Source organism: Cellulomonas alba (assembly GCF_030362835.1).
Taxonomy (GTDB): domain Bacteria; phylum Actinomycetota; class Actinomycetes; order Actinomycetales; family Cellulomonadaceae; genus Cellulomonas; species Cellulomonas alba.
In genome coordinates, this window is sequence record NZ_JAUCGQ010000004.1 from 76,450 (window position 1) to 102,356 (window position 25,907).

Annotated in this window: 26 protein-coding genes and 1 pseudogene; 17 read left to right on the forward strand and 10 right to left on the reverse strand. The window is 75.1% G+C overall.

The window, feature by feature from the left end; all coding sequences use genetic code 11:
- Together QRT04_RS16685 and QRT04_RS16690 are read right to left on the reverse strand one after the other, a co-directional pair.
- Complete coding sequence (locus tag QRT04_RS16685) at positions 1-393, reverse strand: MmcQ/YjbR family DNA-binding protein (protein WP_289456828.1); 393 nt, start codon at positions 391-393, stop codon at positions 1-3.
- Between the two features lie 47 nt (positions 394-440).
- A complete protein-coding gene (locus QRT04_RS16690; RefSeq protein ID WP_289456829.1) occupies positions 441-845 on the reverse strand; it encodes a MerR family transcriptional regulator in 405 nt (134 codons plus the stop codon).
- A gap of 33 nt (positions 846-878) precedes the next feature.
- Between QRT04_RS16690 and QRT04_RS16695 the strand changes: the two genes are divergently transcribed.
- Positions 879-1,799: an NAD-dependent epimerase/dehydratase family protein gene (locus tag QRT04_RS16695; RefSeq protein WP_289456830.1), complete on the forward strand. Its 921-nt coding sequence runs from the start codon at positions 879-881 to the stop codon at positions 1,797-1,799.
- A 54-nt stretch (positions 1,800-1,853) separates the two neighbouring features.
- Here QRT04_RS16695 and QRT04_RS16700 read toward each other — a convergent pair whose 3' ends face one another.
- A complete protein-coding gene (locus QRT04_RS16700) occupies positions 1,854-2,423 on the reverse strand; it encodes a hypothetical protein (RefSeq protein WP_289456832.1) in 570 nt (189 codons plus the stop codon).
- A gap of 154 nt (positions 2,424-2,577) precedes the next feature.
- Here QRT04_RS16700 and QRT04_RS16705 point away from each other — a divergent pair, with 154 nt between their 5' ends.
- The 6 genes from QRT04_RS16705 to QRT04_RS16730 all read left to right on the forward strand — a co-directional run bounded on the left by QRT04_RS16705 (position 2,578) and on the right by QRT04_RS16730 (position 8,623).
- On the forward strand, positions 2,578-3,168 hold the full coding sequence (locus QRT04_RS16705; protein ID WP_289456833.1) for a carboxymuconolactone decarboxylase family protein: 591 nt from the start codon (positions 2,578-2,580) through the stop codon (positions 3,166-3,168).
- Complete coding sequence (locus QRT04_RS16710; protein WP_289456834.1) at positions 3,165-4,043, forward strand: RNA polymerase sigma-70 factor; 879 nt, start codon at positions 3,165-3,167, stop codon at positions 4,041-4,043. The genes QRT04_RS16705 and QRT04_RS16710 overlap by 4 nt, the downstream gene beginning before the upstream one ends.
- A gap of 153 nt (positions 4,044-4,196) precedes the next feature.
- The gene (locus tag QRT04_RS16715) at positions 4,197-5,837 is read left to right on the forward strand and encodes an FAD-dependent oxidoreductase (RefSeq protein WP_289456836.1); all 1,641 of its coding nucleotides are present in this window, start codon (positions 4,197-4,199) and stop codon (positions 5,835-5,837) included.
- Entirely contained in the window at positions 5,834-7,267 is a 1,434-nt protein-coding gene (locus tag QRT04_RS16720; protein WP_289456837.1) for an ATP-binding protein, read from the forward strand. The genes QRT04_RS16715 and QRT04_RS16720 overlap by 4 nt, the downstream gene beginning before the upstream one ends.
- Entirely contained in the window at positions 7,264-7,602 is a 339-nt protein-coding gene (locus tag QRT04_RS16725; RefSeq protein WP_289456838.1) for a UBP-type zinc finger domain-containing protein, read from the forward strand. Before QRT04_RS16720 ends, QRT04_RS16725 begins: the two co-directional genes overlap by 4 nt.
- A gap of 175 nt (positions 7,603-7,777) precedes the next feature.
- Positions 7,778-8,623 (forward strand): ABC transporter permease, encoded by an 846-nt coding sequence (locus QRT04_RS16730; protein WP_289456839.1) that lies wholly within the window; start codon positions 7,778-7,780, stop codon positions 8,621-8,623.
- A gap of 82 nt (positions 8,624-8,705) precedes the next feature.
- On the opposite strand, the gene QRT04_RS16735 is transcribed toward QRT04_RS16730, so the two are convergent.
- Positions 8,706-10,415 carry a carboxypeptidase regulatory-like domain-containing protein gene (locus tag QRT04_RS16735; RefSeq protein ID WP_289456841.1) on the reverse strand — a complete coding sequence of 570 codons (1,710 nt, stop codon included), beginning with the start codon at positions 10,413-10,415 and terminating at the stop codon, positions 8,706-8,708.
- Between the two features lie 222 nt (positions 10,416-10,637).
- Between QRT04_RS16735 and QRT04_RS16740 the strand changes: the two genes are divergently transcribed.
- Positions 10,638-11,213 carry a hypothetical protein gene (locus tag QRT04_RS16740; RefSeq protein ID WP_289456843.1) on the forward strand — a complete coding sequence of 192 codons (576 nt, stop codon included), beginning with the start codon at positions 10,638-10,640 and terminating at the stop codon, positions 11,211-11,213.
- 15 nt (positions 11,214-11,228) lie between these two features.
- On the opposite strand, the gene QRT04_RS16745 is transcribed toward QRT04_RS16740, so the two are convergent.
- Positions 11,229-12,128 carry a 3-methyladenine DNA glycosylase gene (locus QRT04_RS16745; protein ID WP_289456844.1) on the reverse strand — a complete coding sequence of 300 codons (900 nt, stop codon included), beginning with the start codon at positions 12,126-12,128 and terminating at the stop codon, positions 11,229-11,231.
- 55 nt (positions 12,129-12,183) lie between these two features.
- Between QRT04_RS16745 and QRT04_RS16750 the strand changes: the two genes are divergently transcribed.
- From QRT04_RS16750 to QRT04_RS16790, 9 genes and pseudogenes are all read left to right on the forward strand, one after another.
- Positions 12,184-12,573, forward strand: a complete 390-nt coding sequence (locus QRT04_RS16750) for a DUF1304 family protein (protein WP_289456846.1) — start codon at positions 12,184-12,186, stop codon at positions 12,571-12,573.
- Between the two features lie 82 nt (positions 12,574-12,655).
- Entirely contained in the window at positions 12,656-13,471 is an 816-nt protein-coding gene (locus QRT04_RS16755; protein WP_289456848.1) for a methyltransferase domain-containing protein, read from the forward strand.
- Between the two features lie 71 nt (positions 13,472-13,542).
- On the forward strand, positions 13,543-14,325 hold the full coding sequence (locus tag QRT04_RS16760; RefSeq protein ID WP_289456849.1) for a fumarylacetoacetate hydrolase family protein: 783 nt from the start codon (positions 13,543-13,545) through the stop codon (positions 14,323-14,325).
- Positions 14,326-14,552: 227 nt separating this feature from the next.
- Positions 14,553-15,542, forward strand: a pseudogene (locus tag QRT04_RS16765) (cytidylyltransferase domain-containing protein); the annotation flags it as partial.
- Positions 15,543-15,770: 228 nt separating this feature from the next.
- Positions 15,771-16,661, forward strand: a complete 891-nt coding sequence (locus tag QRT04_RS16770) for an N-acetylneuraminate synthase family protein (protein WP_289456956.1) — start codon at positions 15,771-15,773, stop codon at positions 16,659-16,661.
- Between the two features lie 69 nt (positions 16,662-16,730).
- Complete coding sequence (locus tag QRT04_RS16775; protein ID WP_289456850.1) at positions 16,731-17,789, forward strand: hypothetical protein; 1,059 nt, start codon at positions 16,731-16,733, stop codon at positions 17,787-17,789.
- Positions 17,786-18,949 carry a DUF6716 putative glycosyltransferase gene (locus QRT04_RS16780; protein ID WP_289456852.1) on the forward strand — a complete coding sequence of 388 codons (1,164 nt, stop codon included), beginning with the start codon at positions 17,786-17,788 and terminating at the stop codon, positions 18,947-18,949. Before QRT04_RS16775 ends, QRT04_RS16780 begins: the two co-directional genes overlap by 4 nt.
- 43 nt (positions 18,950-18,992) lie before the next feature.
- Positions 18,993-20,498: a glutamate--tRNA ligase gene (gene gltX / locus QRT04_RS16785; RefSeq protein ID WP_289456853.1), complete on the forward strand. Its 1,506-nt coding sequence runs from the start codon at positions 18,993-18,995 to the stop codon at positions 20,496-20,498.
- A complete protein-coding gene (locus QRT04_RS16790) occupies positions 20,495-21,289 on the forward strand; it encodes an HAD family hydrolase (RefSeq protein ID WP_289456855.1) in 795 nt (264 codons plus the stop codon). The genes gltX and QRT04_RS16790 overlap by 4 nt, the downstream gene beginning before the upstream one ends.
- Here QRT04_RS16790 and QRT04_RS16795 read toward each other — a convergent pair.
- From QRT04_RS16795 to QRT04_RS16815, 5 genes are all read right to left on the reverse strand, one after another.
- A complete protein-coding gene (locus tag QRT04_RS16795) occupies positions 21,286-22,026 on the reverse strand; it encodes a class I SAM-dependent methyltransferase (protein ID WP_289456857.1) in 741 nt (246 codons plus the stop codon). The genes QRT04_RS16790 and QRT04_RS16795 overlap by 4 nt on opposite strands.
- Positions 22,023-22,871 (reverse strand): histidinol-phosphatase, encoded by an 849-nt coding sequence (hisN, locus tag QRT04_RS16800; protein ID WP_289456859.1) that lies wholly within the window; start codon positions 22,869-22,871, stop codon positions 22,023-22,025. Before hisN ends, QRT04_RS16795 begins: the two co-directional genes overlap by 4 nt.
- A gap of 85 nt (positions 22,872-22,956) precedes the next feature.
- Positions 22,957-24,012 carry a ribosome small subunit-dependent GTPase A gene (rsgA, locus tag QRT04_RS16805; RefSeq protein ID WP_289456861.1) on the reverse strand — a complete coding sequence of 352 codons (1,056 nt, stop codon included), beginning with the start codon at positions 24,010-24,012 and terminating at the stop codon, positions 22,957-22,959.
- 22 nt (positions 24,013-24,034) lie between these two features.
- Entirely contained in the window at positions 24,035-25,318 is a 1,284-nt protein-coding gene (gene aroA / locus QRT04_RS16810) for a 3-phosphoshikimate 1-carboxyvinyltransferase (protein ID WP_289456862.1), read from the reverse strand.
- A 73-nt stretch (positions 25,319-25,391) separates the two neighbouring features.
- Positions 25,392-25,907, reverse strand: a complete 516-nt coding sequence (locus tag QRT04_RS16815; protein WP_289456865.1) for a DoxX family protein — start codon at positions 25,905-25,907, stop codon at positions 25,392-25,394.

The window sequence follows — 25,907 nt, forward strand, 5'->3', positions numbered from 1 at the left end:
TCAGGGCAGCGCGTCGGGGTGCTCGGTCAGCCAGGCGGCGCTGACGCGCTTCGGCGCCTGGTGCAGCCACGCCTCGACGACGACCTCGGTCAGCTCGTCGCTGCCGATCTCGGCGAGCCGCACGAGCACGGCGGGGTAGCCGTCGAAGTGCGGCGTCGTGAAGAACACCTGCGGGGACGACGCGAGCAGCGCGTCCTTGGCGTCGAGGCCGGCGGTCCGCACGCCGAGGATGTCGCCCGTGGGCGCGGCGTCGCCGAGCGCCTCGTGGTCCGCGCGCCGCAGCGGTCGCTCCCAAGCGAGCGACCTGCCGTGCACCTTCCAGGCGTGCTCGGACGGCTCGTCGGTGTCGGGCAGCGCCGCGACGACCGCTCGCACGTCGTCCCAGGTGGCCACGCGGCCACGGTAGGCGCCGGTCGCGAGCGGCGCGAGACCCGGGTGCGTCAGACCGGCGTGCCCTGCCGCGCCACGAAGTCGCTGAGCGCGTCGCGCGCTGCCGCGAGCCGGCGGACCTTGTCGTCCATGTCGTCGCGGAGCTCCGTCGCGCGCGCCATGAGGGCCGTGCAGTCGCCGACCGGCCCCGCCTCGCCCGTGCACGGCAGGATCTGGGCGATCAGCTCGGTGGGGAAGCCGAGGTCGAGCAACGAGCGGATGGTGCGGACGTCGCCGACCGTGGCCTCGTCGTAGCGGCGGTACCCGTTCGGCTCGCGCTCGGAGCGGATCAGGCCGTGCTCCTCGTAGTAGCGCAGCGCCCGTGGGCTCGAGCCCGTCGCGGCGCTGAGGTCGCCGATCCGCATCGTCGCCTCCCGGGGCTTGACCTTGACGCTGACGTCAGACTTTAGCGTCACCCCGTCCGGGTCGTCCGAGCGGTGGGAGCAGTCATGCAGGTCTTCGTCACAGGTGGCACGGGGTACGTCGGGGGAGTGCTCGTCGAGCACCTGCTCGCGGCGGGGCACGACGTGCGGGCGCTCGCGCGCTCGGAGCACGCGGCGCAGGCGCTGGCCGCGGCAGGCGCAGCGCCGGTGCGCGGTTCGCTGGCCGACCTCGACGTCCTGCGCGATGCGGCGGCGAACGCGGACGCCGTGGTGCACGCCGCGGTCGAGCAGCCGGGGGCACCGGACGCGACGGAGGCGGAGCTGCGCGCGGTCGCCGCGCTCGTCGCGGGTGCCGCCTCGTCCGGCGGCGACGCCGGCAGGACCGCGGCGCCCGTCGTCTACACCAGCACGGCCCTCGTCTACGGGTTCGACCCCGCGCAGGACACGAGCGAGGACGCGGCGCTGCCGCAGATCAGCGCGCAGCCGTTCAAGGCGGCCGCCGAGCGGCTCGTGCTCGAGTCGGCGGGTATCACGCCGATCGTGCTGCGGCCGGGACTCGTCCACGGGCGCGGCGGCTCGGGGCTCGTCAGGAGCCTCGTCGAGGGCGCGGCCGTGGCCCGGGTCGCCGCGTATGTCGACAGCGGGGAGAACGCGTGGTCGGCGGTGCACGTCGACGACCTCGCGGCGCTGTACGTCACGGCGGTGGAGCGCCCCGTCGCGGGAGTGTTCAACGTGGCCGAGGGAGCGCACTTCACGTTCCGGGAGCTCGCCGAGGCGATCGCGGACCTCACCGGGACCGTTGCGGCGTCCGTCCCGCTCGCCGTCGCGGAGCAGCGGATGGGTCCGCTGGCCCGGGTGCTCGCGACGACGAGCCGACTCTCCGCCGAGCGCGCCCGCGAGGCGTTCGGGTGGCGGCCGGCCGGGCCGATGCTGCTGGACGACGTGCGGGCCGGCAGCTATCGCGCCGCGGCGGTCACCGTGGGGTGAGCTCGGGGCCCGCGCTCCCGGATGGCTCCGCGCGCGGTGGGTCGAGCTGCGGGATCAGCCCCAGCTGGGCGGGCGCTGCGTCGGGTCCGTCGGGCCGGGCTGCGCGCTGCCCGGGTAAGGCGGCTGCTGGCCGTACTGCGGCGGCTGGCCGTACGCCGGTCCGCCGGCGGGCCACTCGGGTGCGGAGCCCTGAGCGCCGTACGGCGTCGTCGGAGCCGCTCCGTAGGGCGCCGTCGGGGTCGAGCCGTAGGCGCCCTGGCCGTACGGGTCGCCGTAGCCCGGCGCGGGCGGGCCGTAGGCGCCGGCGGTGTACGGGACGTCCCCGAACCGCGCCGGGGAGATCGACCGCCCGCCGGCGACCGCGGCCTGGAGCCGGAGCGCGCGCAGCTCGCGCTCCACCGGCCACTCCTTGGCGGCGAAGAGCACGAAGGCCACGAGGTTCGCGAGGGGCACGAACACGATCAGCACCCACCAGCGGCTGTAGCCGGCCTTGCCGACGATGCGCGCGTACAGCCAGAGGGCGAGGCCGAGGATCACCACGTAGCCGATGAGCATGCCGATGAGGTACCCCGTGCCCTCGGCGGACGTGCAGGTCCCGTACGCGCAATCCGTGGCCGCGATCATGGCCCCTCCTCCTGTTCGGCGCACCACACGGCGCACTCACCCATCGGCACCCGTGCCCGGCGACTTGACGCTCGGGCCGCTGCCGTCGCGGCGGCTGTCACAGATCGGCCGCGGGCGGTGTCTGGATGTCGTCAGCACCCCACGAGGAGGAACGATGACCACCAGCACCCGTGTCCCGCCCGCCGAGATCGACGGCCTGTACGGCGCGCTCGTCACGCGCATGAGCCGCAGGACGTTCGGCAAGGTGCCCGACGGGCTGGGCGTCCTGTGGCACCACAGGAAGGTCCTGAACTTCAGCTTCGGGCTCGGCCGGAAGGCGGCGAAGTGGCACGCGTGCGACGAGCAGCTCAAGACGTTCGCGTCGATGGCGGCCGCCGCGAGCATCGGCTGCGGGTTCTGCCTCGACCTCGGCTACTTCGCGGCGCACACCAAGGGCCTCGACCTCGACAAGGCCCGCGAGGTCCCGCGCTGGCGCGAGTCCGACGTCTTCACGCCGCTCGAGCGTGACGTGCTGGAGTACGCCGAGGCCGTGACGGCCACGCCGCCGACGGTGACCGACGAGCTCTCGGCGCGGCTGCTGGACGCGCTCGGCGCGGCCGGCCTGGTCGAGCTCACGGCGACGATCGCGCTCGAGAACCTCTACTCGCGGACGAACAACCCGCTCGGCATCACGTCGGCGGAGTTCGCGGACTCGTGCGGCCTGCCGCCCCTCGCGCAGCCGAGCCGCGTAGCGTCGCGCGCATGACCGACGACCCGTTCGTCACCCACCGGCGCCTGCTGTTCACGGTCGCCTACGAGGTCCTCGGCTCGGCCACCGACGCCGAGGACGTCGTGCAGGAGACGTGGCTCCGGTGGGCGGCGCTCGACGACGAGGCTCGCGCCGACGTGCGCGACCCGCGCGCGTACCTGGTGCGGATCGTGACGCGGCAGGCGCTGAACCGGCTGCGGACGCTCGCGCGCCGCCGCGAGGACTACGTCGGGGAGTGGCTGCCCGAGCCGCTGCTGGTCGCGGGCGACGTGGCGGACGACGTCGCGCTCGCCGAGAGCGTGTCGTTCGCGATGCTGACGGTGCTCGAGACGCTCGAGCCCGTCGAGCGCGCCGTGTTCGTGCTCCGCGAGGTGTTCGACACCCCGTACGACGAGATCGCGGCCGCCGTCGACCGCTCGCCCGCGGCCGTCCGGCAGATCGCGCACCGGGCGCGCTCGCGCGTGGCGGAGCGGCGGCCGCGTCGTTCCGTGAGCCGGGCCGAGCAGGAGGCCGTCGTCGCACGGTTCATCGCGGCCGTCGAGGGCGGCGACATCCAGGCGCTGCTCGACCTGCTCGCGCCCGACGTCGTGGTGGTGTCGGACGGTGGCGGCATCGTGTCGGCGCTCCCGAGGCCGATCCGGGGCGCGGGGCGCGTCGCGGCGTTCCTGTCGATGCTGCGCGAGTACACGGACGACTTCGTCACGGTGCCGATGCGCGTCAACGGCGGCCCGGCGGTGCGCGTCGACATGGCGGGCGAGCTCAACACCGTCATGAGCCTGGTGGTCGCGGATGGTCGCATCGGTGCCATCTACGCCGTGCGGAACCCGCACAAGCTGGCGCGCGTGGACCAGGAGACGGCGCTCAGCCGCTGACGCCGCGCGGGGGAGCGGGTCCGAGTTGCCTCGACCCCTCGGCAACACGGCTGCCGGGAGGCAGAGTGGGCGCATGACGAGCCTCACCCGCGTGTGCCGCCCGTGACCGACGCGCCATCGGGGGCCTCGGCCCCGGCGGGTTCGCGGCCCGCGATGCTGACCGTCGACGACGACCCCGCGGTGTCCCGCGCCGTGGCCCGCGACCTGCGGCGGCGGTACGGCGAGGAGTTCCGGATCGTGCGCGCCGAGTCGGGCGCCGAGGCCCTCGACGCGCTGCGCGAGCTCAAGCTGCGCGGCGACCAGGTCGCGGTGCTGCTCGCGGACCACCGGATGCCGGGCATGACGGGCATCGAGTTCCTCGAGGCCGCGATGGACGTGTTCCCAGCGGCGCGGCGCATCCTGCTCACGGCGTACGCCGACACCGACGTCGCGATCGACGCGGTGAACGTCGTCGACCTCGACCACTACCTGCTCAAGCCGTGGCAGCCGCCCGAGGAGAAGTTCTACCCGGTGGTCGACGCGCAGCTCGACGCGTGGCGCGCGGTCGCGCCGGCCGCCGTGGCGGAGGCCAAGCTGGTGGGGCACCGCTGGTCGGCGCGCTCGACGCAGGTGCGCGAGTTCCTCGCGCGCAACCAGGTGCCCTACCGCTGGTTCGCGTCCGACAGCGCGGAGGGCGAGCGGCTGCTCGAGGCGGCGGGTGTCGGCGCCGACCGGGTGCCGGTGGTCGTGACGGCGGACGGTGAGGTGCTCGTCGGACCCGGCGACGCCGAGCTCGCGCAGCGCGTCGGGCTCCAGGTCGCGCCCACCGACGACTTCTACGACCTGCTGGTCGTCGGCGGCGGTCCCGCGGGGCTCAGCGCCGCGGTCTACGGCGCGTCGGAGGGCCTGCGCACGGCGCTCGTCGAGCGCGTCGCGACGGGCGGGCAGGCGGGCCAGAGCTCGCGCATCGAGAACTACCTCGGGTTCCCCGACGGCCTCTCGGGCGCGCAGCTCACGGACCGCGCGCGCCGCCAGGCGGTGCGCTTCGGCGCCGAGATCGTGCTGGCGCAGGAGGCAGTCGAGCTCGAGGTGACGGGATCGTCGAAGACCGTGCGGTTCGCGGACGGCCGCGTGATCGGCGCGCACTGCGTGCTGCTGGCGAACGGCGTCGAGTACCGCGAGCTCGGCGCGCCGGGCTGCGCGGAGCTGACGGGTCGCGGCGTGTACTACGGCTCGGCGCTCACGCAGGCCGCGGCATGCGAGGGCCAGGACGTCGTGGTCGTCGGCGGCGCGAACTCCGCCGGCCAGGCCGCGCTCTACCTCGTCCGCGGTGCGCGGTCGGTGACGATGCTCGTGCGCGGTGACTCCCTCGCGGCCGGGATGTCGCACTACCTCGTCGAGCAGATCGAGGCGCACCCGCGGATCACGGTGCGGACCGGCTCGCAGGTGGTCGCTGCCCGCGGGGACGACCACCTCGACGCCGTCGTGGTGCGGGACGCCGCCGGCGCCGAGGAGGTGCTGCCGACGAGCTGGGTGTTCGTCTTCATCGGCGCTCGCCCGCGCACCGACTGGCTCGACGGGATCGTGGCGCGCGACGACTTCGGGTTCGTGCTGGCCGGCCACGACCTGCTGGTCGACGGGCGCGGTCCCGCGGGGTGGGCGCTCGACCGGCCGCCGTACCACCTCGAGACCAGCACGCCCGGGGTGTTCGTCGCGGGCGACGTGCGCTCGCAGTCCGCCAAGCGCGTCGCCTCCGCCGTCGGCGAGGGCGCGATGGCCGTCATGCTCGTCCACCGCTACCTGGAGCAGCTGTGAGCATCGAACCCTGCGACATCGACGAGCTCCGCACCCTCTTCCTGTTCGAGAAGCTGTCGGACCAGCAGCTCGTCTGGCTGTGCGAGCACGGGCACATCGAGTGGCGCGAGCCGGGCTGGCTGCACCGCGAGGGCGAGCCGGCGACGACGTTCTTCGTCATGCTGTCCGGCGAGGTCGCCGTGTACCGGCAGGTGGGCGGCGACGACATCGAGATCAGCCGGACGTCGCAGCGCGGGGTCTACGCGGGTGCGTGGGGCGCGTTCCTCGGCGAGCGCGGCGGCGACACCTACTACAACTCGATCCGGGTGCTCCAGGGCGGTCGGTACTACGTGCTGCCCGCCGCGGACTTCGCGTGGCTGATGCAGGAGTGGTTCCCGATGCCGGTGCACCTGCTCGAGGGGCTGTTCCTCGGGCAGCGAAACGCGCAGTCCGTGATGGGCCAGCGCGAGCGGCTCGTCGCGCTGGGCTCGCTGTCGGCGGGCCTGACGCACGAGCTGAACAACCCGGCCGCCGCGGCGCAACGGGCCACCGCGACGCTGCGCGAGCGCGTCGCGGGCATGCGGAACAAGCTCGGGCACGTCGCGTCCGGCGCGTTCGACGGCGAGACGCTCGTCGCGCTCATCGACCTGCAGGACCGCGCGGTGTCGGCGCGGCGCGAGGCGCGCGGGACGAAGCCGCTGACGGCCATCGAGGAGAGCGACGCCGAGGAGCGCCTGGTCGACTGGTTCGAGGATCACGGCGTCAAGGGCGGCTGGGACCTCGCGTCGGCGTTCGTCGGGGCGCGGCTCGACGTGCCGTGGCTCGAGAAGGTGGCCGACCACGTCGGCGAGGGCGTGCTCGACGGCGCGATCCACTGGCTCGGGTACACGCTCGAGACCGAGGCGCTGATGGACGAGGTGCAGGACGCGACGACGCGCATCTCCGACCTGGTCGGCGCGGCGAAGCAGTACACCCAGCTGGGCCGCGCGCCGGACCAGACGGTCGACGTGCACACGCTGCTGGACTCGACGCTGACCATGCTCGACGCGCGGCTCGCGGGCATCCGCGTGGTCCGCGACTACGACCGGACGCTCGAGCCTGTCCACGTCTACGGCGCCGAGCTCAACCAGGTCTGGACCAACCTGGTCGACAACGCGATCCAGGCGATGGACGGCGTGGGGACGCTCACGGTGACGACGCGGCGCGCGGGAGCGGGCATCGAGGTCGAGATCGCCGACACCGGCCCGGGCATCCCGCCCGACGTGATCGGGCGGATCTTCGAGCCGTTCTTCACCACGAAGCCCGTCGGCTCGGGCACGGGCCTCGGGCTCGACATCTCGTGGCGGATCGTCGTCGGCAAGCACCACGGCGACCTCTCCGTCAGGTCCCAGCCGGGCGACACGCGGTTCGTCGTGCGCCTGCCCTTCGACGCGCTCCAGGAGGACGCATGACGACGATCGACCCGCTCGCACCTCCGAGCGGCACGGGCTGCGCCGACTGCGACGCGACCGGTGGCTGGTGGCTGCACCTGCGTCGCTGCGCGACGTGCGGGCACGTCGGCTGCTGCGACAGCTCGCCGTCGCAGCACGCGACTGCCCACTGGCGCGAGCGCGGGCACCCGCTCGTCCGGTCCTTCGAGCCGGGTGAGGACTGGTGGTGGGACTACGACGCGGGCGAGTACGCGGAGGGGCCCGAGCTGGTGCCGCCGGCGAGCCGGCCGGTCGACCAGCCGAGCCCGGGGCCCGACGGGCGCGTGCCGGCCGACTGGCGGCGGCACCTGCACTGAGCCGGTCGCCGCCTCGGGGGACCCTGACCCGAAGATCGGGGTGTCACCCGAGGGACGGGCACCCCGCGTCGGGCTAGCGTCGGGGCTCGCCGGTCCCCACGGGCCGGCCAGGCTTCCCGACGAGGGGCCCCGCGGCCCGGTCGCGCCTCGTCGCCACCCGAACCCGAGGTGACCCGTGAGCGCCGTGCGACCCGTCCTCGACCCGACGTCCGGCCGGGCGGACGGGCGGCGCGTGACCTTCCAGCGGCTGCTGCGGTCGGAGCAGATCAAGCTCTGGAGCGTCCGTTCGACGCCGTGGGTCCTCGGCGTCACCGTGCTCACGATCGTGGGACTCACGGCGCTCTTCAGCGCGGTCGTGACCCACGATGCCGAGCGGGGACCGGATGCGCACGCCCTCGCCGTGCAGGCCTTCACGGCCGTGGCGCAGACGGCGCAGCTCGCCGTCGTCGTGATCGGCGCCCTGACGATCACCGGCGAGTACTCGACGGGCATGATCCGCACCAGCCTGACCGCGGCGCCTCGGCGGACGCCCGTGCTCTGGTCGAAGCTGCTGGTGCTGTTCGCGAACGTCCTCGTCGTGACGGCGGTCGGTGTCGCGCTCGCGCTGGGCGTCCAGGCGCTGATCGTCGACTCGCGTGGGTTCTCGGTCGACTTCTCCGACCCGGTCGTCCAGCGGATGGTCGTCGGGACGCCCCTCTACCTCGCGACCGTCGCGGCGCTCGCGTTCGCCGTCGGTGCGCTCCTGCGCAACAGCGCGGCCGCCCTCGCGACCGTCCTCGGGCTGCTGCTCGTCGTGGAGAACCTGTTCTTCATCCCGTGGAAGCCGCTGTCGTACGTGCACCCGTTCCTGCCGTCGACGGCAGGGCTGAAGCTGACGTACAACGAGGTCACCATCGCGTCGCTCAACGACCAGATGCACGGCCCGGACCTCACCGCCTGGCAGGGGTACGGCGTCCTCGTCGCCTGGGTCGCCGTGCTGCTCGGGTTCGCGCTGTGGCGGATGAAGAAGGCCGACGCCTGAGCGCGCGCGACCGAGCCCCGGGCCGTCAGCCTCCGGACGCGACTCCTGCGTCAGCAGGACCGCCGCTCGGCGCCGTCGGCCGTCACACCGCGCGGGCGCGCAGCGCGAGCGTGGGTGCGGTCACCGTCGCATCCGTGCGGGCAGTCACCACCAGGCCGCGCGTGAGGTACCCGCCGGTGTACGGGTCGGTGACGACGAGCTTGCGCTGGCCGGCCGTCAGGCCCTGCACCGTGTACCGCCCGTCCAGTCCGGCCGTGGCGGACACGGTGTGGCCGCCGGAGGTCACCGAGACGACGGCCCACGCGACCGGTCGACCGTGCGCGTCGACGACCTTGCCCGTGACCGCGGCGCCGGCGCGGAGCGTGAGCGCGGCCGTCGCCGGCGTGCCGGCGTGGACCGTGAACGCCTGGGTGGTCACGGCGTACGGGCTCTCGTCGACCGCATAGGCGACGACGGTGTAGCGGCCGGGCCGCAGCGAGAAGACGGCGCGGCCGTCCGAGCCCGTCCGGTCGGAGAACTCGGCCACGGTGCCGTACGAGTCGAGGACGTCGTACAGGACGTCGGCGTGGGCGCCGGCGGGCGTGCGCACGTCGAGCGTCGTGCTCGTCGACGGCGGGAGTCGCAGGGCACCGGCGCTCGTGGTGCGCCCCGAGCGGACGGCGACCTTCGTCGACACGTTCGTGCCGCGCGCGACCACGCGGTAGGTACCGGAGCGCAGGCCGGTGAAGGTCGCCTTGTGAGTCGAGGCGCTCGTGTACTTCTGCATCACCTGCGTGCCGTGGGAGTCGAGCACGACGACGGGTGCGCGCTGCGAGGTCGCCACGCGGATCGCGCCCGAGCCGGGCGCCCGGGGCACGAGCGTCTTGACGCCGACCGTGCTGCCTTGGCGGGCGGTGACCACCGCACCGGCGGACCGGTTCCCGGACCGGTAGACGGCGACCTTGACCTTGCCGCCCGCGAGGCCGGTCAGCGTGTAGTGGCCGCGCTTGTCGGTCGTGCCGAACGCCTCCCCGGTGCGGTCGAGGTTCGTCGCCGTCACCGTGACGCCGACGACCGGCGTGCCGTGCGTGTCCTTCACGTAGCCCGCGACGCGTGCGGCGCTGACGGCATGGATCGTCACCTGGCTCGTCTTCTCGTCGACCAGCGTCACCGTGCGGGCGTCCGGCCGGCGCACCGTGTCGCCGTACCAGGTCGCGAGGGTCGTGTCGGTCGCCTGCACGTACGGCGAGGCCGGTCCCGCGGCGACGTAGGCGAGGGTCGCGTCGCCGTGCGCGTCCGTGGTGGGCAGCTCGTCGTCCCAGCAGTCGATCGTGCCGCCCGAGACGTACGTGGGCGCCTTCGCCAGCGGCTTGCCGCCGGCCGTGGCGTGGACCACCACCCTCGCACCGGGCACGAGCGTGGCGTCGATCCCCGTCGTGTCGGCGCCCGCCTCGACGGTCACGGCGTCGGGGCCGCTGCCCGAGGTCGCGGGGTCGTCCCAGTACCGCGCGTCAAACACGACGCAGGACACGAACCGCACCCACCACCGGCCGGGCGCGACGGGCAGCGAGTACGTGCCGTCGTCGTCGACGGCGGCCTGGACGACGTGCTCGCCGCTCGTGTCGCCCTCCGGGACCGCGACGACCTCGAGCTCGTAGTCGTCGAGCCCCTCGGCGACGCCCTTCAGCGTGACCGTCCCGGTGATGTGCTGGGCGACGGGGTCGGCAGCGCCCGCGGGGCTCGCGAGCAGCGGTGCGCCGAGCAGCAGCGCTGCGGTGAGAGCGGTCAGTCTGGCGGCCGTGCGGTGCGACATGGGGGCGTCCCTTCGCGGGATTGCGGCGGGGGGGGGCGAGCGGGGCGCGCGCGGCCTCGATGCCGACGTCGTGCTCGCAGCATGCCAGGGATCGGGTGCCTGCGGCAGCGATTCGACGGCTGACGGCCGGCGTTCGTCGTGTTTCCCCGGGCCGCGACCGCCATCCGGGTGCTTGCACAGCGCTCGCTCAACCGTCGTCCAGCGGGGGCCGAGGACTTCGCCATGAGGCGGAGCCGAACGGTCGCAGCAGCGGTGGCGGGCCTGGGCGTCGCGGCGCTGCTCGCCGGGTGCGACATGGCGCCGCACGCCGACCCGGACGGCGCCGCGGCGTCGCCGCAGCACTCCGCGCCCGCGGCCGCTCCGACGCAGGACGCGGCTGTGACGCCGGTGCCGACCGCGGCACCCGTGCCGACGACGACGCCCACCACGCCCGCGCCGACGGTGACGAAGCCGCCGAAGCGGCCCGTCAAGCACTCCGCCGCGCTCGACGAGGTCGTCGCGACCACGCGCCCCAGCCTGGCGGCGCTGCTGAAGTCGTCGGGATCGACCTACGTCGACATCGACGTGGTCGCCGTCCAGCCGGCCACGCTCGAGTACCGGTTCACCTACGCGGAGACGATCGACCCGGCCGCGGTCGCGGACTACTTCGCCTCGATGGTCCCGACGCTGCAGGGCGTGGTGGACGCTGCGGTCGGCCCGGCGATGGTGTCGGCGGGCGTGAGGTCGCCGAAGGTCCGCTACACGTACCTGAACCCGGACGGGTCGACGATCTGGACGCACACGTTCACCGTCTCCTGACGTCGCGCGTCGGGCTCAGGGCCGGCTTCCGGGACGGCAGACCTCGACGAGCCGTCGTCGCAGCGCGCTCGATCGCTCGGCGAACCCGCGCTGCCGGTGCACGTACTCCGCCTTGCCGGCCGGCGTCTCGATGGCGACGGGCTCGACCCCGTACGACGACACGTCGTACGGCGACGCCTGCATGTCCGTCCGCCGGATGTCCATCGCGAGGTCGAAGCAGTCGAGCAGCAGGTCGCCCGGGACGAGGGGGCCGAGCTTGGTGGCCCACTTGTAGAGGTCCATGTTCGCGTGCAGGCACCCTGGCTGCTCGAGCGCGACCTGCGCCTCCCGCGTCGGCGTGAGCGTGTTGAGCGGCTCGGCCTCGGGCGTGAAGAAGCGGAACGCGTCGAAGTGCGTGCACCGGATGCGGTGGCCCTCCACGACGGCGTCGGTGCCCGCGGCCCCGAGCCGCAGCGGGAGCGGGTGCCGGTGCGCGTCCCCCTCGCGGTAGACCATCGCCCACTCGTGCAGGCCGAAGCAGCCGGTGGCGGCGGGGCGTGCGGCGGTGGCCGTCAGGAGGCCCACGACGAACTGCACGGTGTCGCCGCGGTCCGCCAGGAACGCGTCGAGGTCGAGCGAGACGCCGCCGTCGGCATCGGGCGCGTACCAGCGCCACCGCGCCTGCGGCGCCGGCCCGTCGGCGTCCGGCAGCAGCGTGACGCCCGCGCCCGGGTGCCAGCGACGCAGCTGCGCGGGCTTCGTGGGGTAGTACTCGAAGAGGAAGTCCTCGATCGCGTGGCGCTCGCTGCGGGACCGGCGCTCGCGGTGCCCCGCGGTGAGCGCGTCGGCGCGCGCGGCGTGCGACGACGCGAGGGCGCGCCACGTGGGGGCGGCCAGGGCGACCGTGCTGCGGTCGTGCGTCGTCGTCGGGGTCACCGTTCCAGGGTAGGTCGGGCGTGACGCGGTCCGGCGCGCCCGACAGACTGGCCGCATGCTCGTCGTCGCGCTCGTCCTGGCCGCGCTCGCGGCGCTGCTGCACGTCGTGATCTTCCTGATGGAGGCCGTGCTCTTCGCCCGGCCGGCGGTGCACGAGCGGTTCCGGACGCGGGCGGAGGACCTCGCGGCCGTGCGGCCGTGGGCGCTCAACCAGGGCTTCTACAACCTGTTCCTCGCGGTCGTGGCGGTCGTCGGCGTGGTGCTCGCGGCCGCGGGCTCGCACGAGGTGGGGCTCGCGCTGGTGCTCGCGGCGTGCGGGTCGATGGTCGCCGCGGCGCTCGTGCTCGCGGCCACCGACCGGCGCATGGTCCAGGCCGCTCTGACGCAGGGGACGGTGCCCGCGCTGGCGGTCGTCGCCGCCGTCGCGGCGCTCGCCCAGGGCTGATCCCGGGCCGACCATCTCGACATACGAGCAGGTACGTCCCGCAACATGGACGATCGAACGGTTTCGACGCCAGAATGGCGACGTGAGCACGCGCGAGGACGTCTACACCCACGGCCACCACGAGTCGGTGCTGCGCTCCCACCGGTGGCGCACCGCCGAGAACTCGGCGGCCTACCTGCTGCCCGCCCTGGTGCCCGGCACGAGCCTGCTCGACGTCGGCTGCGGCCCGGGCTCGGTGACGATCGACCTCGCCGCGCGCGTCGCACCGGGTGCCGTCGTCGGCGTCGACCAGTCCGAGGCCGTCGTGGAGATCGCACGGACCGCCGCGAGCGAGGCTGGCCGGGGCAACGTGACGTTCGAGGTCGGTGACGCGTACGAGCTGCCCTTCGAGGACGACACCTTCGACGTGGTGCACGCCCACCAGGTGCTGCAGCACCTGACCGATCCGGTCGCGGCGCTGCGCGAGATGCGCCGCGTCGCGCGGCCCGGCGGCATCGTCGCGGTGCGCGACTCCGACTACTCCGCGATGACGTGGTACCCGCCGTCGGCGGGGCTCGAGGAGTGGAACGCGCTCTACCACGAGGTCACCGAGGCCAACGGCGCGGAGGCCGACGCGGGCCGCCGCCTGCTCTCGTGGGTGCGCGAGGCGGGGTTCGACCCGTCGGGCATCGTGCCCACCGCGGGTGTGTGGTGCTACGCCACGCCGCACGACCGCGAGTGGTGGGCCGACCTGTGGGCGGAGCGCGCCGTCGCGTCGAACTTCGCGCAGCAGGCGATCCAGTACGGGCTGGCCGACGAGGTGGGCCTCGAGGAGCTCGCCGAGGCGTGGCGCGCGTGGGGTGCGCAGCCCGACGGCTGGTTCGCGGTGCTGCACGGCGAGGTGCTCGCCCGCGCCTGACGCGGAGCCCCCGCGCGGGCCGGCCCGGCGCCGCGCGGCCACGTCGTCGCCACGCGACTACCCTGGCGGCCGTGCGCATCGCCCGTTTCACCACCGGTCAGGACCCCCGCTACGCCGTCGTCGAGGGGGAGGCGGGCAGCGAGGAGCTCGTCGTCATCTCCGGCGACCCGATCTACACGCCGATCCAGCCGACGGGCGAGCGCATCCGGCTCGACTCGCCCGGCGTGCGGCTGCTCGCACCCGTGATCCCGCGTTCCAAGATCGTCGGCGTCGGGCGCAACTACGCGGACCACGCGGCCGAGATGGGCAACGAGCTGCCGCCCGCGCCGCTGCTGTTCCTCAAGCCGAACACCTCGGTGATCGGTCCGGACGACCCGATCGTGCTGCCCGACTTCTCGGACCACGTCGAGCACGAGGCCGAGCTCGCGGTCGTCATCGGCAAGGTGACGAAGGACGTGCCGCCGGACCGTGCGCTCGACCAGGTGTTCGGGTTCACCGTCGCGAACGACGTCACCGCGCGTGACGCGCAGCGCACCGACGGCCAGTGGGCCCGCGCCAAGGGCTTCGACACCGCGTGCCCGATCGGCCCGTGGATCGTGCCGGGGCTCGACGTCGACGACCTCGCGGTCCGCGCGCGCGTCAACGGCGAGACCAAGCAGGACGGCCGCACCTCGCAGCTCGTCTTCGACGTCGCGTACCTCGTCTCGTACGTCTCCGAGGTGTTCACGCTGCTGCCGGGCGACGTGATCCTCACGGGGACGCCCGCGGGGGTGTCGCCGATCGTCGACCGCGACGTGGTCGAGTGCGAGATCGAGGAGATCGGCGTGCTGCGGAACCCGGTGCTGCGCCGCTGACGGCCGCGCCGGGCCCGGCGCGAACGTCGACGGGAGTTCACCCGCGCGGCACACCGTTCACCCGGCCGCCGGTGACGTTCTCCTGACGTGTTCCTCGGCGTCGCCGACGCGTCGAACGCCGTCGTTACGTTCGCGGCGTGATCGAGCAGACGATCGAGCAGCTGACGCCGGAGGACGCGCCGCGCACCGCGGTCGTCGTCATCCCGGCGCGCGGCGGCTCCGTCGGCGTGCCGCTCAAGAACCTCGAGCCCGTCGGCGGCCGCTCGCTCGTCGCGCGGGCGGTGACCAGCGCGCTCGCCGCGCGCCGCGTCGCGATGGTCGTCGTCTCGACCGACCACGAGGGCATCGCGGAGGAGGCAGAGCGGTACGGCGCCTGCGTCGTCCAGCGGCCTGCCGACCTCGCGGGCGCCTCCGCGTCGTCCGAGTCGGCCGTGCTGCACGCGCTGGACGCGCTCGCGGACACCGAGGCGCTCGCCGCCGAGCCCGACCAGACGGTGCTCCTGCAGTGCACGTCGCCCTTCGTCGACCCGGACGACCTCGACGCCGCGATCGCGCGCGTCGCTGACGGGACGTCCGACGTCGCCGTGGCGGTCGCCCCGACGCACGACTTCCAGTGGACGCTGCGCGACGGCGCGGCGGCGCCGGTCGGGCACCCGCTGCACGAGCGCCCGCGCCGCCAGGACCGTGCGCCGCACTTCCGCGAGACGGGCGCGTTCTACGTCATGCGCACGGCGGGCCTGCGCGCCGCCGGGACGCGCTTCTTCGGCCGCATCGGCCTGCAGGTCGTCGACGCCGCGACGGCGATCGAGATCGACGAGCCCGCCGACCTCGAGCACGCCCGCCGGCTCGCCGCAGCGGGGGACCGCGAGCCGCTCGACGTCGACGCGCTCGTCACGGACTTCGACGGCGTGCACACCGACGACCGCGCGTACGTCGACGAGCAGGGCCGCGAGTCGGTCCGCGTGCACCGCGGCGACGGGCTCGGCGTGCGGCTCGTGCGCGAGGCCGACGTGCCGGTGCTGGTGCTCTCGACCGAGCGGAACCCGGTCGTGCGCGCCCGCGCGCACAAGCTCGGCGTCGACGTGCTGCACGGCGTCGACGACAAGGCGGCCGCGCTCGCGGACTGGCTCGCCGTCCGCCGCCTCGACCCGGCCCGCGTGGCCTACGTCGGCAACGACGTCAACGACCTGCCCGCCATGGCGCGCGTCGGCTGGCCCATCGCGGTCGCCGACGCCCACCCCCGCGTGCAGGCGGTCGCCCGGCTCGTGCTCGACCGCGAGGGCGGCTCGGGCGCGGTCCGCGAGGTGTGCGACCGCATCGTCGCCGGCCGGGAGCACGCGCTCGGCGGCGCACCCGTCCTCACCGAGGAGCTCGCCTCCGAGCTCGTCGCCGTACCGACCCTCCAGACCCGTCCCCCCGCCCGCTCCACGACAGGGAGAACGTCCATGACCATCACCACGAACCAGGCGACCGTCGCGATCGGCGACCAGCTCGTCGGCGAGGGCCAGCCCGTCTATGTGATCGGCGAGATCGGCATCAATCACAACGGTGACGTCGAGCTGGCTCAGCGCCTGATCGACGTGGCCGCCGAGGCCGGCGCGCAGGCCGTCAAGTTCCAGAAGCGCACGCCCGAGATCAGCACGCCACCGGACCAGCGCGACAAGCTGCGTCAGACGCCGTGGGGCGAGATGACGTACCTCGACTACAAGAAGCGCGTCGAGCTCGGCCGCGCCGAGTACGAGAAGATCGCGGAGCACGCCGCCGACCGCGGGCTGCACTGGTTCGCGTCGCCGTGGGACGTGCCGTCGGTCGCGTTCCTCGAGCAGCTCGACGTGCCCGTGCACAAGGTCGCGTCGGCGTCGGTCACCGACCTCGAGCTCCTGCGGGCCCTCGCCGAGACCGGCAAGCCCATCATCCTCTCGACCGGCATGTCGACGATCGAGCAGATCGACCGCGCGGTCGAGACGCTCGGCACGGACCGCCTGATCCTCATGCACGCGACGTCGACGTACCCGCTGCCGCCCGAGGAGGCGAACCTGCGGTCGATCCAGACGCTGCGCGAGCGCTACGGCGTGCCGGTCGGGTACTCGGGCCACGAGCGCGGCCTGCAGATCTCGCTCGCCGCGGTCGCGCTGGGGGCCGTGACCGTCGAGCGGCACATCACGCTCGACCGCACGATGTGGGGCTCCGACCACGCGTCGTCGCTCGAGCCGACCGGCCTGCAGCATCTGATCCGCGACATCCGCATCCTTCAGGACGCGATGGGCGACGGCGTCAAGCGCGTGTTCCCCGGGGAGCTCGCGCCGATGTCGCGGCTCCGTCGGGTCGAGGGCTGACGTCGTGGCCGGGGCGGTGGCGGGGTCGTCGGGCCCGGCGACGCCGCGGAGGGGCGAAGGGGTGCCGTCATGACGCTGCTCGACGCGATCGCCGCGGTGGAGTCGCCGCTGCAGCTGCTGGGTGCGCTCGAGGCCCACGCGGCCGGGCTCGGCGGCGTGACGACGACGGTCCACGTCCGCGCGGACGTGCCGGCGCTCGACGTCGCTGCGGCCGCGATGCGGGGGGTCGGGCTGCCCGGCGGGCTCGAGCTGACGAGCCTGCCCTCCCCGCGGCCCGGCTCGGCCCACTGGCTCGTGGGCGACGCGTTCTCCGGGCGGTGGCAGGCGCAGCTCGCCCGGACCGCGCCGCACGGCGACGTCGTCCTGCTCGACGACGGGCTCGCGACCGTCGCGCTCGCGCGGCTGCTCGTCGCGGGCCGACCGCTGATCCGCCCGAGCCGATCGTCCACGGGTGCGCCCGCCGCGGGTCGGCGCGCGCTCGGCGGTCTCGTCACGCACCGGCTGCGCGCCCTGGCCGGGGCGGGTCGCCTGCGGCTGTTCACCGCGATGCCGCTCGACCCGGGGCTCCTGGGCGGGCTGCGCGACCTCGGCGTCGACGTGATGACGCACCGCTTCGAGTGGCTGGCCGGCCGGCCCGTCGTGCCGGCGCCCGCCGAACGGACCGTCGTGGTCGGCTCGGCGCTCGTCGCCGACGGCTGGGTGCGACCGCAGCCGTACGTCGAGTGGGTGCGCGCGGTGGGCGCGGGCGAGCCGCTGCTGTACCTGCCGCACCGGCGCAGCGACACGCGCACGGTCGGCCGGATCGCCTCGATCGACGGCGTGCGCGTCCAGCCGCCGGGACTGCCCGTCGAGATGCTGCTCGGGGGGCTGCGGCCCCCGCAGCGCGTCGTCTGCCTGCCCTCGACGGCGTACGTGCTGCTCGGCGCGCTGCACGCGAGCACCGGCGTCCGGGTCGACGCCCAGCCCGTGCCGGACGACTGGTGGACGGGACGCGCGGCGCCGCTGGTGCGCGAGCACCTGTCGAGCGTGCTCGCGCTGCGGCCGAGCACGCACGCCGGGCCGACCGCGTCCGAGGAGAGCACGGTCGACGTCGACGGCCGCCTCGACGTCGAGGGGCTCCGCCCGTGACGGTGCACGTCCTCGCCGTCGCGGACTCCGACGCGTACCTCAAGTGGGCCGTGCACACGCTGTCCGCGCTCGGCCCGTCGCTCGGCGGTGAGCCCGTCGAGGCGCGCGCGGTCGTGCTGCGCAGCCCGGTGCTGCCGACGCCGGCGCAGGTCGCCGCCGCGACCGCGGGCTCGACCGTCGGCCGCACCGAGGTCGTGTCGGTCTGGCAGCTGCACCGGCTGCTCCGGCGCCGGCCGCCGGACGTGCTGCTCGTGGCCGCGACCGGGCCGGTCGCGCAGGTCGTCGGGCGGCTCGCGCAGCGCGCGCGGCGCCGGCCGGCGCTCGTCACCGGCCTGCCGGGCCTCGCGCTGCCGGCGACCGCGGTCGGCGTGCGCCGGCGCACGTGGTGCGACGCGTTCGTGGTGCACAGCCGGGCGGAGCGCTCCGCCTACGGGGCCGCGTTCGCGGCCGCCGGCACCGCACCGGCGGTCGTGCTCTCGCACCTGCCGTTCTTCCGCCCTGCGGGCCGGGATGCGCGCGCCGCGAGCGGCTCGTCCGCACCGGTCGTGTTCGCCGCGCAGCCGTCGGTCCCCGCGGCGCGCCACGACCGCGTGCGCCTGCTCGCGGGCCTCGCGGGCGTCGCGGCGGCCGGGCACGACGTCGTCGTCAAGCTGCGCGCCACGACGGGGGAGCGGCAGACGCACCACGAGCCGCACCCGTACGCGGACCTTTGGGAGCAGGAGCACGCGCGCCTCGGACACCCGCGCGAGCTGCTGCGGTTCGCCACGGGTGCGATGTCCGACTGGCTGCGGCCCGGCGCGACGCTCGTGACCGTGAGCTCGACGGCCGCGCTCGAGGCGATCGCCGCCGGGGTGCCGACCGCGCTCGTCGCGGACCTCGGCGTCGCCGACGCGCTGCTCAACCCGCCGTTCGCGGGTTCGGGGCTGATGACGCACCTCGCCGACCTCCCCGCGGCGCTCGAGCGCGGGCTCCCGGCGCCGGACCCGTCCTGGGCCGACGAGCACGGCTTCCACCCCGAGCCGTCCGAGCTCCCGGCGGCGCTCGCGCGGCTCGTCGCGCGCTCGCGGGCGAGCGTGCTGCCCGCCCAGCGGGTCCCGGTGCCGCGCCGGTCGGTGCTGCGCCTCGTGGTGCCGACGACCCTTGCCGCCCGCGCGCGCTGACGCGCGGACGAGCGCGCCCGTGGGGCGCCCTAGGCTTGACGCCATGACCTCCGACGTGCCCGTCCGCGTTCGTTTCTGCCCGTCGCCGACCGGGACCCCGCACGTCGGCCTCATCCGCACCGCTCTGTTCAACTGGGCGTACGCGCGCCGCACGGGCGGCACGTTCGTGTTCCGCATCGAGGACACCGACGCCGAGCGCGACTCCGAGGAGAGCTACCTCCAGCTGCTCGACGCGCTGCGCTGGCTCGGCCTGGACTGGGACGAGGGCGTCGAGGTCGGCGGCCCGCACGAGCCGTACCGCCAGTCGCAGCGCGGCGACCTGTACGCGGATGTCGTGCGCCGGCTGGTCGAGGGCGGCTACGCGTACGAGTCGTTCTCGACGCCCGAGGAGATCGAGGCCCGCCATCGCGCCGCCGGCCGCGACCCGAAGCTCGGCTACGACGGCTTCGACCGCGCCCTGTCCGACGAGCAGAAGGCGGCCTACCGCGCCGAGGGCCGCTCGCCCGTGCTGCGCCTCCGCATGCCCGACGAGGACGTCACGTTCACCGACCTGGTGCGCGGCGACGTGACCTTCAAGGCGGGCTCCGTCCCGGACTACGTCATCGTCCGCGCCAACGGCCAGCCCCTGTACACGCTGGTGAACCCGGTCGACGACGCGTTCATGGGCATCACCCACGTGCTGCGCGGCGAGGACCTGCTCTCGTCGACGCCGCGCCAGGTCGTGCTCTACCGGGCACTGCTCGAGCTCGGCGTCGCGAACGTCATGCCGCTGTTCGGCCACCTGCCCTACGTGATGGGCGAGGGCAACAAGAAGCTGTCGAAGCGCGACCCCGAGTCGAACCTGTTCCTGCACCGCGAGCGCGGCTTCACGCCCGAAGGTCTGCTCAACTACCTCGCGCTGCTCGGCTGGTCGATCGCGCCGGACCGCGACGTGTTCTCGCTCGACGAGCTCGCGCACGCGTTCGACGTCGCGGACGTCAACCCCAACCCGGCGCGGTTCGACCTCAAGAAGGCCGAGGCGATCAACGCCGCGCACGTGCGCCTGCTGGCGCCCGACGACTTCCGCGACCGCCTCGTGCCCTACCTGCACGCGGCGGGGCTGGTGCCGACCGACTCCTACGCCGACCTCGCGGCCGAGCAGCGCGCGCTGCTCGACGCGGGCGCGCCGCTCGTCCAGGAGCGCATGACGCTGCTCGGCGAGGCGGTCGGCATGCTCGGGTTCCTGTTCGTCGGGGACGACGCGGTGACGGTCGAGGACGACGCGCGCGCGGCGCTCCGGGACGACGCCGCGGCCGTGCTCGACGCCTCGACGGCCGCGCTCACGGCGCTCGAGGAGTTCACGACGGCCTCGACGCAGGACGCGCTCCAGGCCGCGCTCGTCGCCGCCCCGGAGGAGGGCGGCCTCGGCATCAAGCCGCGGTTCGCGTACACGCCGCTGCGCGTCGCGCTGACCGGCCGCCGCGTGTCGCCGCCGCTGTTCGAGTCCATGGAGATCCTCGGCAAGGACGCGACACTGGCCCGCGTCGCGCGGCTTCGGGCGAGCCTGTGACCTCGAGCCCGGCGCGGCCGGTCGACGGCGTCCTGTTCGACATCGACGACACGCTCGTCGACACCCGGGGTGCGTTCGGTCGCGCGCTGGGGGCGTCGGCGCGGCGCTGGCTCCCGCCCGTGCCGGACGCCGCCGCGGAGGCGGCCCGCGAGGCCGAGCTCGTGCGCGTGTGGCGCGCCGACGTCAACGGCCACTACGCCGCCTACACCCGCGGCGAGGTGTCGGGCCGGGCGCAGCGGATGGCGCGCGCGAACGAGCTGCACGCGCAGTTCGGCGGGCCGGCGCTCGACGACGCGGCCTACGACGAGTGGGACGCGCACTTCGACGCGCAGTTCCGCGCCGCGTGGGCCGCGCACGCCGAGGCGCTCCGCGTGGTCGACGCGCTGGTCGCGGCCGGCCTGCGCGTCGGAGCGCTCTCCAACGCGGGCACGCGGTACCAGGTCGACAAGCTGACCCGCGTCGCGCTCGTCGACCGCGTGCCGATGCTCGTCGGCGTCGACACGCTCGGCTTCGGCAAGCCCGACCCGCGCGTGTTCCTCGAGGCGTGCCGGCGGCTCGGCACGGACCCGGCGCGCACGGCCTACGTCGGCGACGAGCTCGACGTCGACGCGGTCGCCTCGCGCGACGCGGGCCTGGTGGGTGTCTGGGTCGACCGCCCCGGCGGTCGGCGGCACCCGATCAGCGACGCGCAGATCGCCGCGGCCGCCGTGGTGCGCATCGAGTCGCTCGACGAGCTGCCCGCGGTGCTCGGCGTCGTCGACCAGACCGACGCGGCGGCGCACCACCTCTAGCGTCGCGTCGCGCGCCAGCAGTGCGTGACGTAGGGGAAGTCGACGACGTCGCGACCGCGCAGGGCCGGGTGGATGGCAGCGAGCTCGTCGACCTCGTCGAGGATCGCGTCGCGCTCCGCCTCGGGGAGCGTCAGCAGGTGGCTGCGGCTCGCGGCGAGGCCGCGCAGGTCGGTGGGCCGGAACGGCTGGCTCCACCGGAACGTGGCGCCCTCGACGGGCCCGAACGCGTCGCCCACCACGGGCGCCGGTCGCGCCGGGTCGAGCGCGTCGCCGCGATGCAGCAGCACGCTGAACGCGGCCATCCAGTCGACGGCCTCGTCGCGCAGGTTCCACAGCACGGCGAGCACGCCGCCCGGGCGCAGCACCCGTGCGCACTCGGCGGCCGCGGCCGCCTCGTCGAACCAGTGCCACGCCTGGCCCACGGTCACGACGTCGACCGACGCGTCGGGCAGGCCGGTCGCCTCGGCGGTCCCGGTGCGCGCGTCGACGCCCGGCAGCACCGCGACGAGCTCGCCACGCATCGCGTCGGACGGCTCGACCGCGACGACGTCGAGCCCGCGCGCGACGAGAGACGCGGTCAGCTTGCCCGTCCCGGCCGCGAGGTCGAGCGCGTCGCGCGCTCGTGCGGGGACGCACCAGGCGACCGCGTCGTCCGGGTAGCTCGGGCGCGTCGCGGCGTACACCGCGGCACCGCGCTCGAACGACGCCGCCCGCTCCTCCCGGTGCCGGTCGGTCACGGGCGCGCGGCGTCGCCGTCGGCGACGTGCCGGGGCTCGCTGTGCGGCTCGGGCAGCGGGTCGAGGATCGCGAGCACCTGCTCGTGCAGCAGCCCGTTGGTCACGAGCGCGGAGCCGCCGAACGGCCCGGGCACACCCTTCGCCGACGTGAACGTGCCGCCGGCCTCGGTGACGATCGGGACGAGCGCCGCCATGTCGTGCAGCGCGAGCTCGGGCTCGGCCGCGACGTCGACCGCGCCCTCGGCCACGAGCACGTACGACCAGAAGTCGCCGTACGCGCGCGTCCGCCAGACGCCCCGCATCAGCTCGAGCACCTCGCCCATGCGGCCGCGCTCCTCCCAGCCCGTCAGGCTCGAGTACGAGAACGACGCGTCCGACAGCCGGTCGACGCGCGAGACGTGGATGCGGGTCGCGGACGAGAGCGAGCGGCCCGTCCAGGCGCCCGAGCCCTTCGCGGCCCACCAGCGGCGACCCAGCGCGGGCGCCGACACGAGCCCGACGACCACCTCGTCGCCGTCGAGCAGCGCGATGAGCGTGGCCCAGACCGGCACGCCGCGCACGTAGTTCTTCGTCCCGTCGATCGGGTCGACCACCCAGCGCCGCGGCCCGTGGCCGGTGTCCGCCAGCTCCTCGCCGTGCACGGCGTCGCGCGGCCGCGCACGCGAGAGCTGCGACCGGATCAGCTCCTCGGCGGTGCGGTCGGCGTCGGAGACAGGCGACAGGTCGGGCTTCGTCTCGACGCGCAGGTCGAGCGCCTTGAACCGGCTCGTCGTCAGGGCGTCGACCTGGTCGGCGATCACGTGGGCGAGGCGCAGGTCGTCGTCGTACCCGGTCCGCAGGCTCATGGCGGACACCGTATCGGCCGGGTGAGGTGCCGGGGCGGGCGGCCCACGGCGGTGCGCGCGAGCCGCGACGGCGGGCGCGCTCGCCTCAGGGCCGGGCGCCCTCGCGCGGGTCGGGCTCGGCCGTGCCCAGCCGCGAGGCCAGCAGGCGCCGGAACGAGTCGACCCGGGCCGCCCGCGCGGGCTCGTCGGGCGCCGCCGCGACCCACTCGTCGAGCGCGCAGTCGGGGGCGTCAGCGGCGTGCGTGCAGCCGCGCGGGCACTCGCGCGCCACCTCGGACAGGTCGGCGAACGCGGCGAGCAGGTGGTCGGGCTCGACGTGCGCGAGCCCGAACGACCGCACGCCCGGCGTGTCGATGACCCAGGTCGGCTCGTCGTTGCCAGGCACACGCAGCGCGATCGCGGAGGTCGACGTGTGCCGCCCGCGGCCCGTCACGTCGTTGACGGCACCCGTGGCGCGCCCGGCCGACGGGACCAGCGCGTTGACGAGCGTCGACTTCCCGACGCCCGAGTGGCCCACGAGCACCGACGTGCGCCCGGCGAGCGCGGCGCGCACCTCGTCGAGCCCGACGATCTCGTCGCCGGCACGGTGCGTGACGACGATCCGCACGCCCACCGGCTCGTAGAGCGCGACGAGCTCCGCGGGGTCCGCGAGGTCGGCCTTCGTCAGCGCGAGCAGCGCGTCCATGCCGGCGTCGTACGCCGCCGCGACGCAGCGGTCGATCATGCGCGTGCGCGGCTCGGGGTCGGCGAGCGCGGTGACGATCACGAGCTGGTCGGCGTTCGCGACGATGACGCGCTCGATCGGGTCGGTGTCGTCCGCGGTGCGGCGGAGCACGGTGCGCCGGTCGCCGATGCGGACGATGCGCGCGAGCGTCCCGTCCTCGCCGGTCGTGTCGCCCACGACGTCAACCAGGTCGCCCGGCACCACGCGGTCGCGGCCCAGCTCGCGAGCCTTCATGGCGGTGACCGCGTGCTCGCCCGGCCCGTCCGGGTCCACCAGCACCGCGTAGCGCCCACGGTCGACGCCCGTGACGAGTGCGGGCAGCGCGTCCTCGTGCGCGGGTCGCTGCTTGGTGCGCGGTCGCGTGCCGCGACCGGGACGGATCCGCACGTCCCGCTCGTCGTAGCGCCGCGTCGCCATCAGGCGGCCCCGGGGCCCGAGGTCATGCGGCGACCCGCGCGCCGAGCATGCCCGTCCACAGGCCGACGAAGTCCGGCAGCGTCTTCGCGGTGGTGGCGACGTCCTCGACGAGCACGCCGGGCACGCGCAGGCCGATCAGCGCGCCGGCCGTCGCCATCCGGTGGTCCGCGTACGAGCGCCACTCGCCACCCGTCAGCGGCGCGGGCTCGATGCGCAGGCCGTCGGCCGTCTCCGCGCAGCGACCGCCGAGCCTCGTGATCTCCGCGGTCAGCGCCGCCAGCCGGTCGGTCTCGTGCCCGCGCAGGTGCGCGATGCCGCGCAACCGGCTGGGGAAGTCGGCCAGCACGAGCAGCGCCGCGATCGTCGGTGCGATCTCGCCGGCGGCGTGCAGGTCGAGGTCCGCGCCGCGCACCGCACCGGTGCCGCTGACCGTCAGCACGTCCCCGTCGAGCCGTGCCGTGCCGCCGAGCTGCTCGAGGATCCCGGGCAGCAGCCCGCCGGGCTGCGTCGTGCTCGCGGGCCAGCCCGGCACGCGCACGGTGCCCCCGACCGCCAGCGCGGCGCACAGGAAGGGCGCGGCGTTGGACAGGTCGGGCTCGACGCGCACGTCGCGGGCCGCGACCGGTCCTGGCTCGACGCGCCACGTGCCGGGCACGGAGTCGTCGACCTCGACGCCGGCCGTCCGCAGCAGCGCGACGGTCATCTCGATGTGCGGCACCGACGGCAGCGTCGCGCCGGTGTGCCGGACGGTCAGCCCGCGCTCGAACCGCGGCGCGGCGAGCAGCAGGCCGGACACGAACTGGCTCGAGCCCGACGCGTCGACGTCGACCGCCCCGCCGCGCACGGCCCCCTCGCCGTGCACCGTGAACGGCAGCCGGCCGGGCTCGCCCTCGTCGTCGACCCGGACGCCCAGCGCGCGCAGCGCGTCGAGGATCGGCCCCATCGGCCGGGCGAGCGCCTCGACGTCGCCCTTGAAGTGCACCGGGCCGTCGGCGAGCGCCGCGACGGGCGGCAGGAACCGCATCACCGTGCCCGCGAGGCCGCAGTCGACAGTGACGTGGCCCCGGAGGGCCCCGGGCGTGACGAGCCAGTCGGTGCCCGTCTCGACGCCGACGCCGAGCGTCTCGAGCGCGGCGCCCATCAGGCGGGTGTCGCGCGACGACAGCATCGCGCGCAGGCGGCTCGGACCGTCGGCCAGCGCCGCCAGCACCAGGTACCGGTTGCTGAGCGACTTCGAGCCCGGCACCTCGACGGTCGCGTCGAGCGGACCGTCGGCGACGGGGGCGGGCCAGGCGGTGCTCGTCATGCGGCCAGGGTAGTGGCGGCGTGCGACCCGGTTCGGGGCCGTCCAGCCGCCCCCCGGGCCTGCAGCCCGCGCGTCAGTCGTCGCTCGCCTTGGCCTTGGCGTGCTCGGCCCGCGCGTGCTGCACCCGCCAGCCGATCGACGGGCGGCCCTGGCTGTCCGCGCCGGCGAGCACGGCGCCGCCGGTGAACGCGAGCGACCGGATCAGCCGCGCGCGGCGCGCCCGGCGCAGCAGCTTGTCCCCGGCGTCCGCCTGCTTGTCGGGCAGCGCGGCCACGACGAGGGGCGCGGTGAGGATCGCGAGCACGAACGAGACGGTCCTCGGCGCCCGCCCGAGCCCGAGCAGCATGCCCGCCACGGCCAGCGCGCCGCCGTGCGCGCGCACGATCGTCGTCAGCTGCGCGTCCGTCAGAGGGGTGGCGAGCGCGGACCCGACGGGTGTGCCGGCGGCCTGCGCCGGCAGCCGCCGGTTGAGCCGGTCGAGCACCGCGCGCATGTCCGCGACGTGCGGCGCCGGCGACCGGAGCACGTCGACGCCCTCGTTGACGAACCACGAGGCGAACATGGGGCGGGCGAGGCGGCGCAGCAGCAC

Coding starts and splice junctions, on each gene's coding strand:
- QRT04_RS16775 (WP_289456850.1), top strand. CDS start 16,731: ATGACGCTGCTCGACGCGATCGCCGCGGTGGAGTCGCCGCTGCAGCTG.
- QRT04_RS16750 (WP_289456846.1), top strand. CDS start 12,184: ATGCTCGTCGTCGCGCTCGTCCTGGCCGCGCTCGCGGCGCTGCTGCAC.
- QRT04_RS16710 (WP_289456834.1), top strand. CDS start 3,165: ATGACCGACGACCCGTTCGTCACCCACCGGCGCCTGCTGTTCACGGTC.
- QRT04_RS16715 (WP_289456836.1), top strand. CDS start 4,197: ATGCTGACCGTCGACGACGACCCCGCGGTGTCCCGCGCCGTGGCCCGC.
- QRT04_RS16695 (WP_289456830.1), top strand. CDS start 879: ATGCAGGTCTTCGTCACAGGTGGCACGGGGTACGTCGGGGGAGTGCTC.
- QRT04_RS16700 (WP_289456832.1), bottom strand. CDS start 2,423: ATGATCGCGGCCACGGATTGCGCGTACGGGACCTGCACGTCCGCCGAG.
- gltX (WP_289456853.1), top strand. CDS start 18,993: ATGACCTCCGACGTGCCCGTCCGCGTTCGTTTCTGCCCGTCGCCGACC.
- QRT04_RS16705 (WP_289456833.1), top strand. CDS start 2,578: ATGACCACCAGCACCCGTGTCCCGCCCGCCGAGATCGACGGCCTGTAC.
- rsgA (WP_289456861.1), bottom strand. CDS start 24,012: ATGGCGACGCGGCGCTACGACGAGCGGGACGTGCGGATCCGTCCCGGT.
- QRT04_RS16725 (WP_289456838.1), top strand. CDS start 7,264: ATGACGACGATCGACCCGCTCGCACCTCCGAGCGGCACGGGCTGCGCC.
- aroA (WP_289456862.1), bottom strand. CDS start 25,318: ATGACGAGCACCGCCTGGCCCGCCCCCGTCGCCGACGGTCCGCTCGAC.
- hisN (WP_289456859.1), bottom strand. CDS start 22,871: ATGAGCCTGCGGACCGGGTACGACGACGACCTGCGCCTCGCCCACGTG.
- QRT04_RS16735 (WP_289456841.1), bottom strand. CDS start 10,415: ATGTCGCACCGCACGGCCGCCAGACTGACCGCTCTCACCGCAGCGCTG.
- QRT04_RS16740 (WP_289456843.1), top strand. CDS start 10,638: ATGAGGCGGAGCCGAACGGTCGCAGCAGCGGTGGCGGGCCTGGGCGTC.
- QRT04_RS16770 (WP_289456956.1), top strand. CDS start 15,771: ATGACCATCACCACGAACCAGGCGACCGTCGCGATCGGCGACCAGCTC.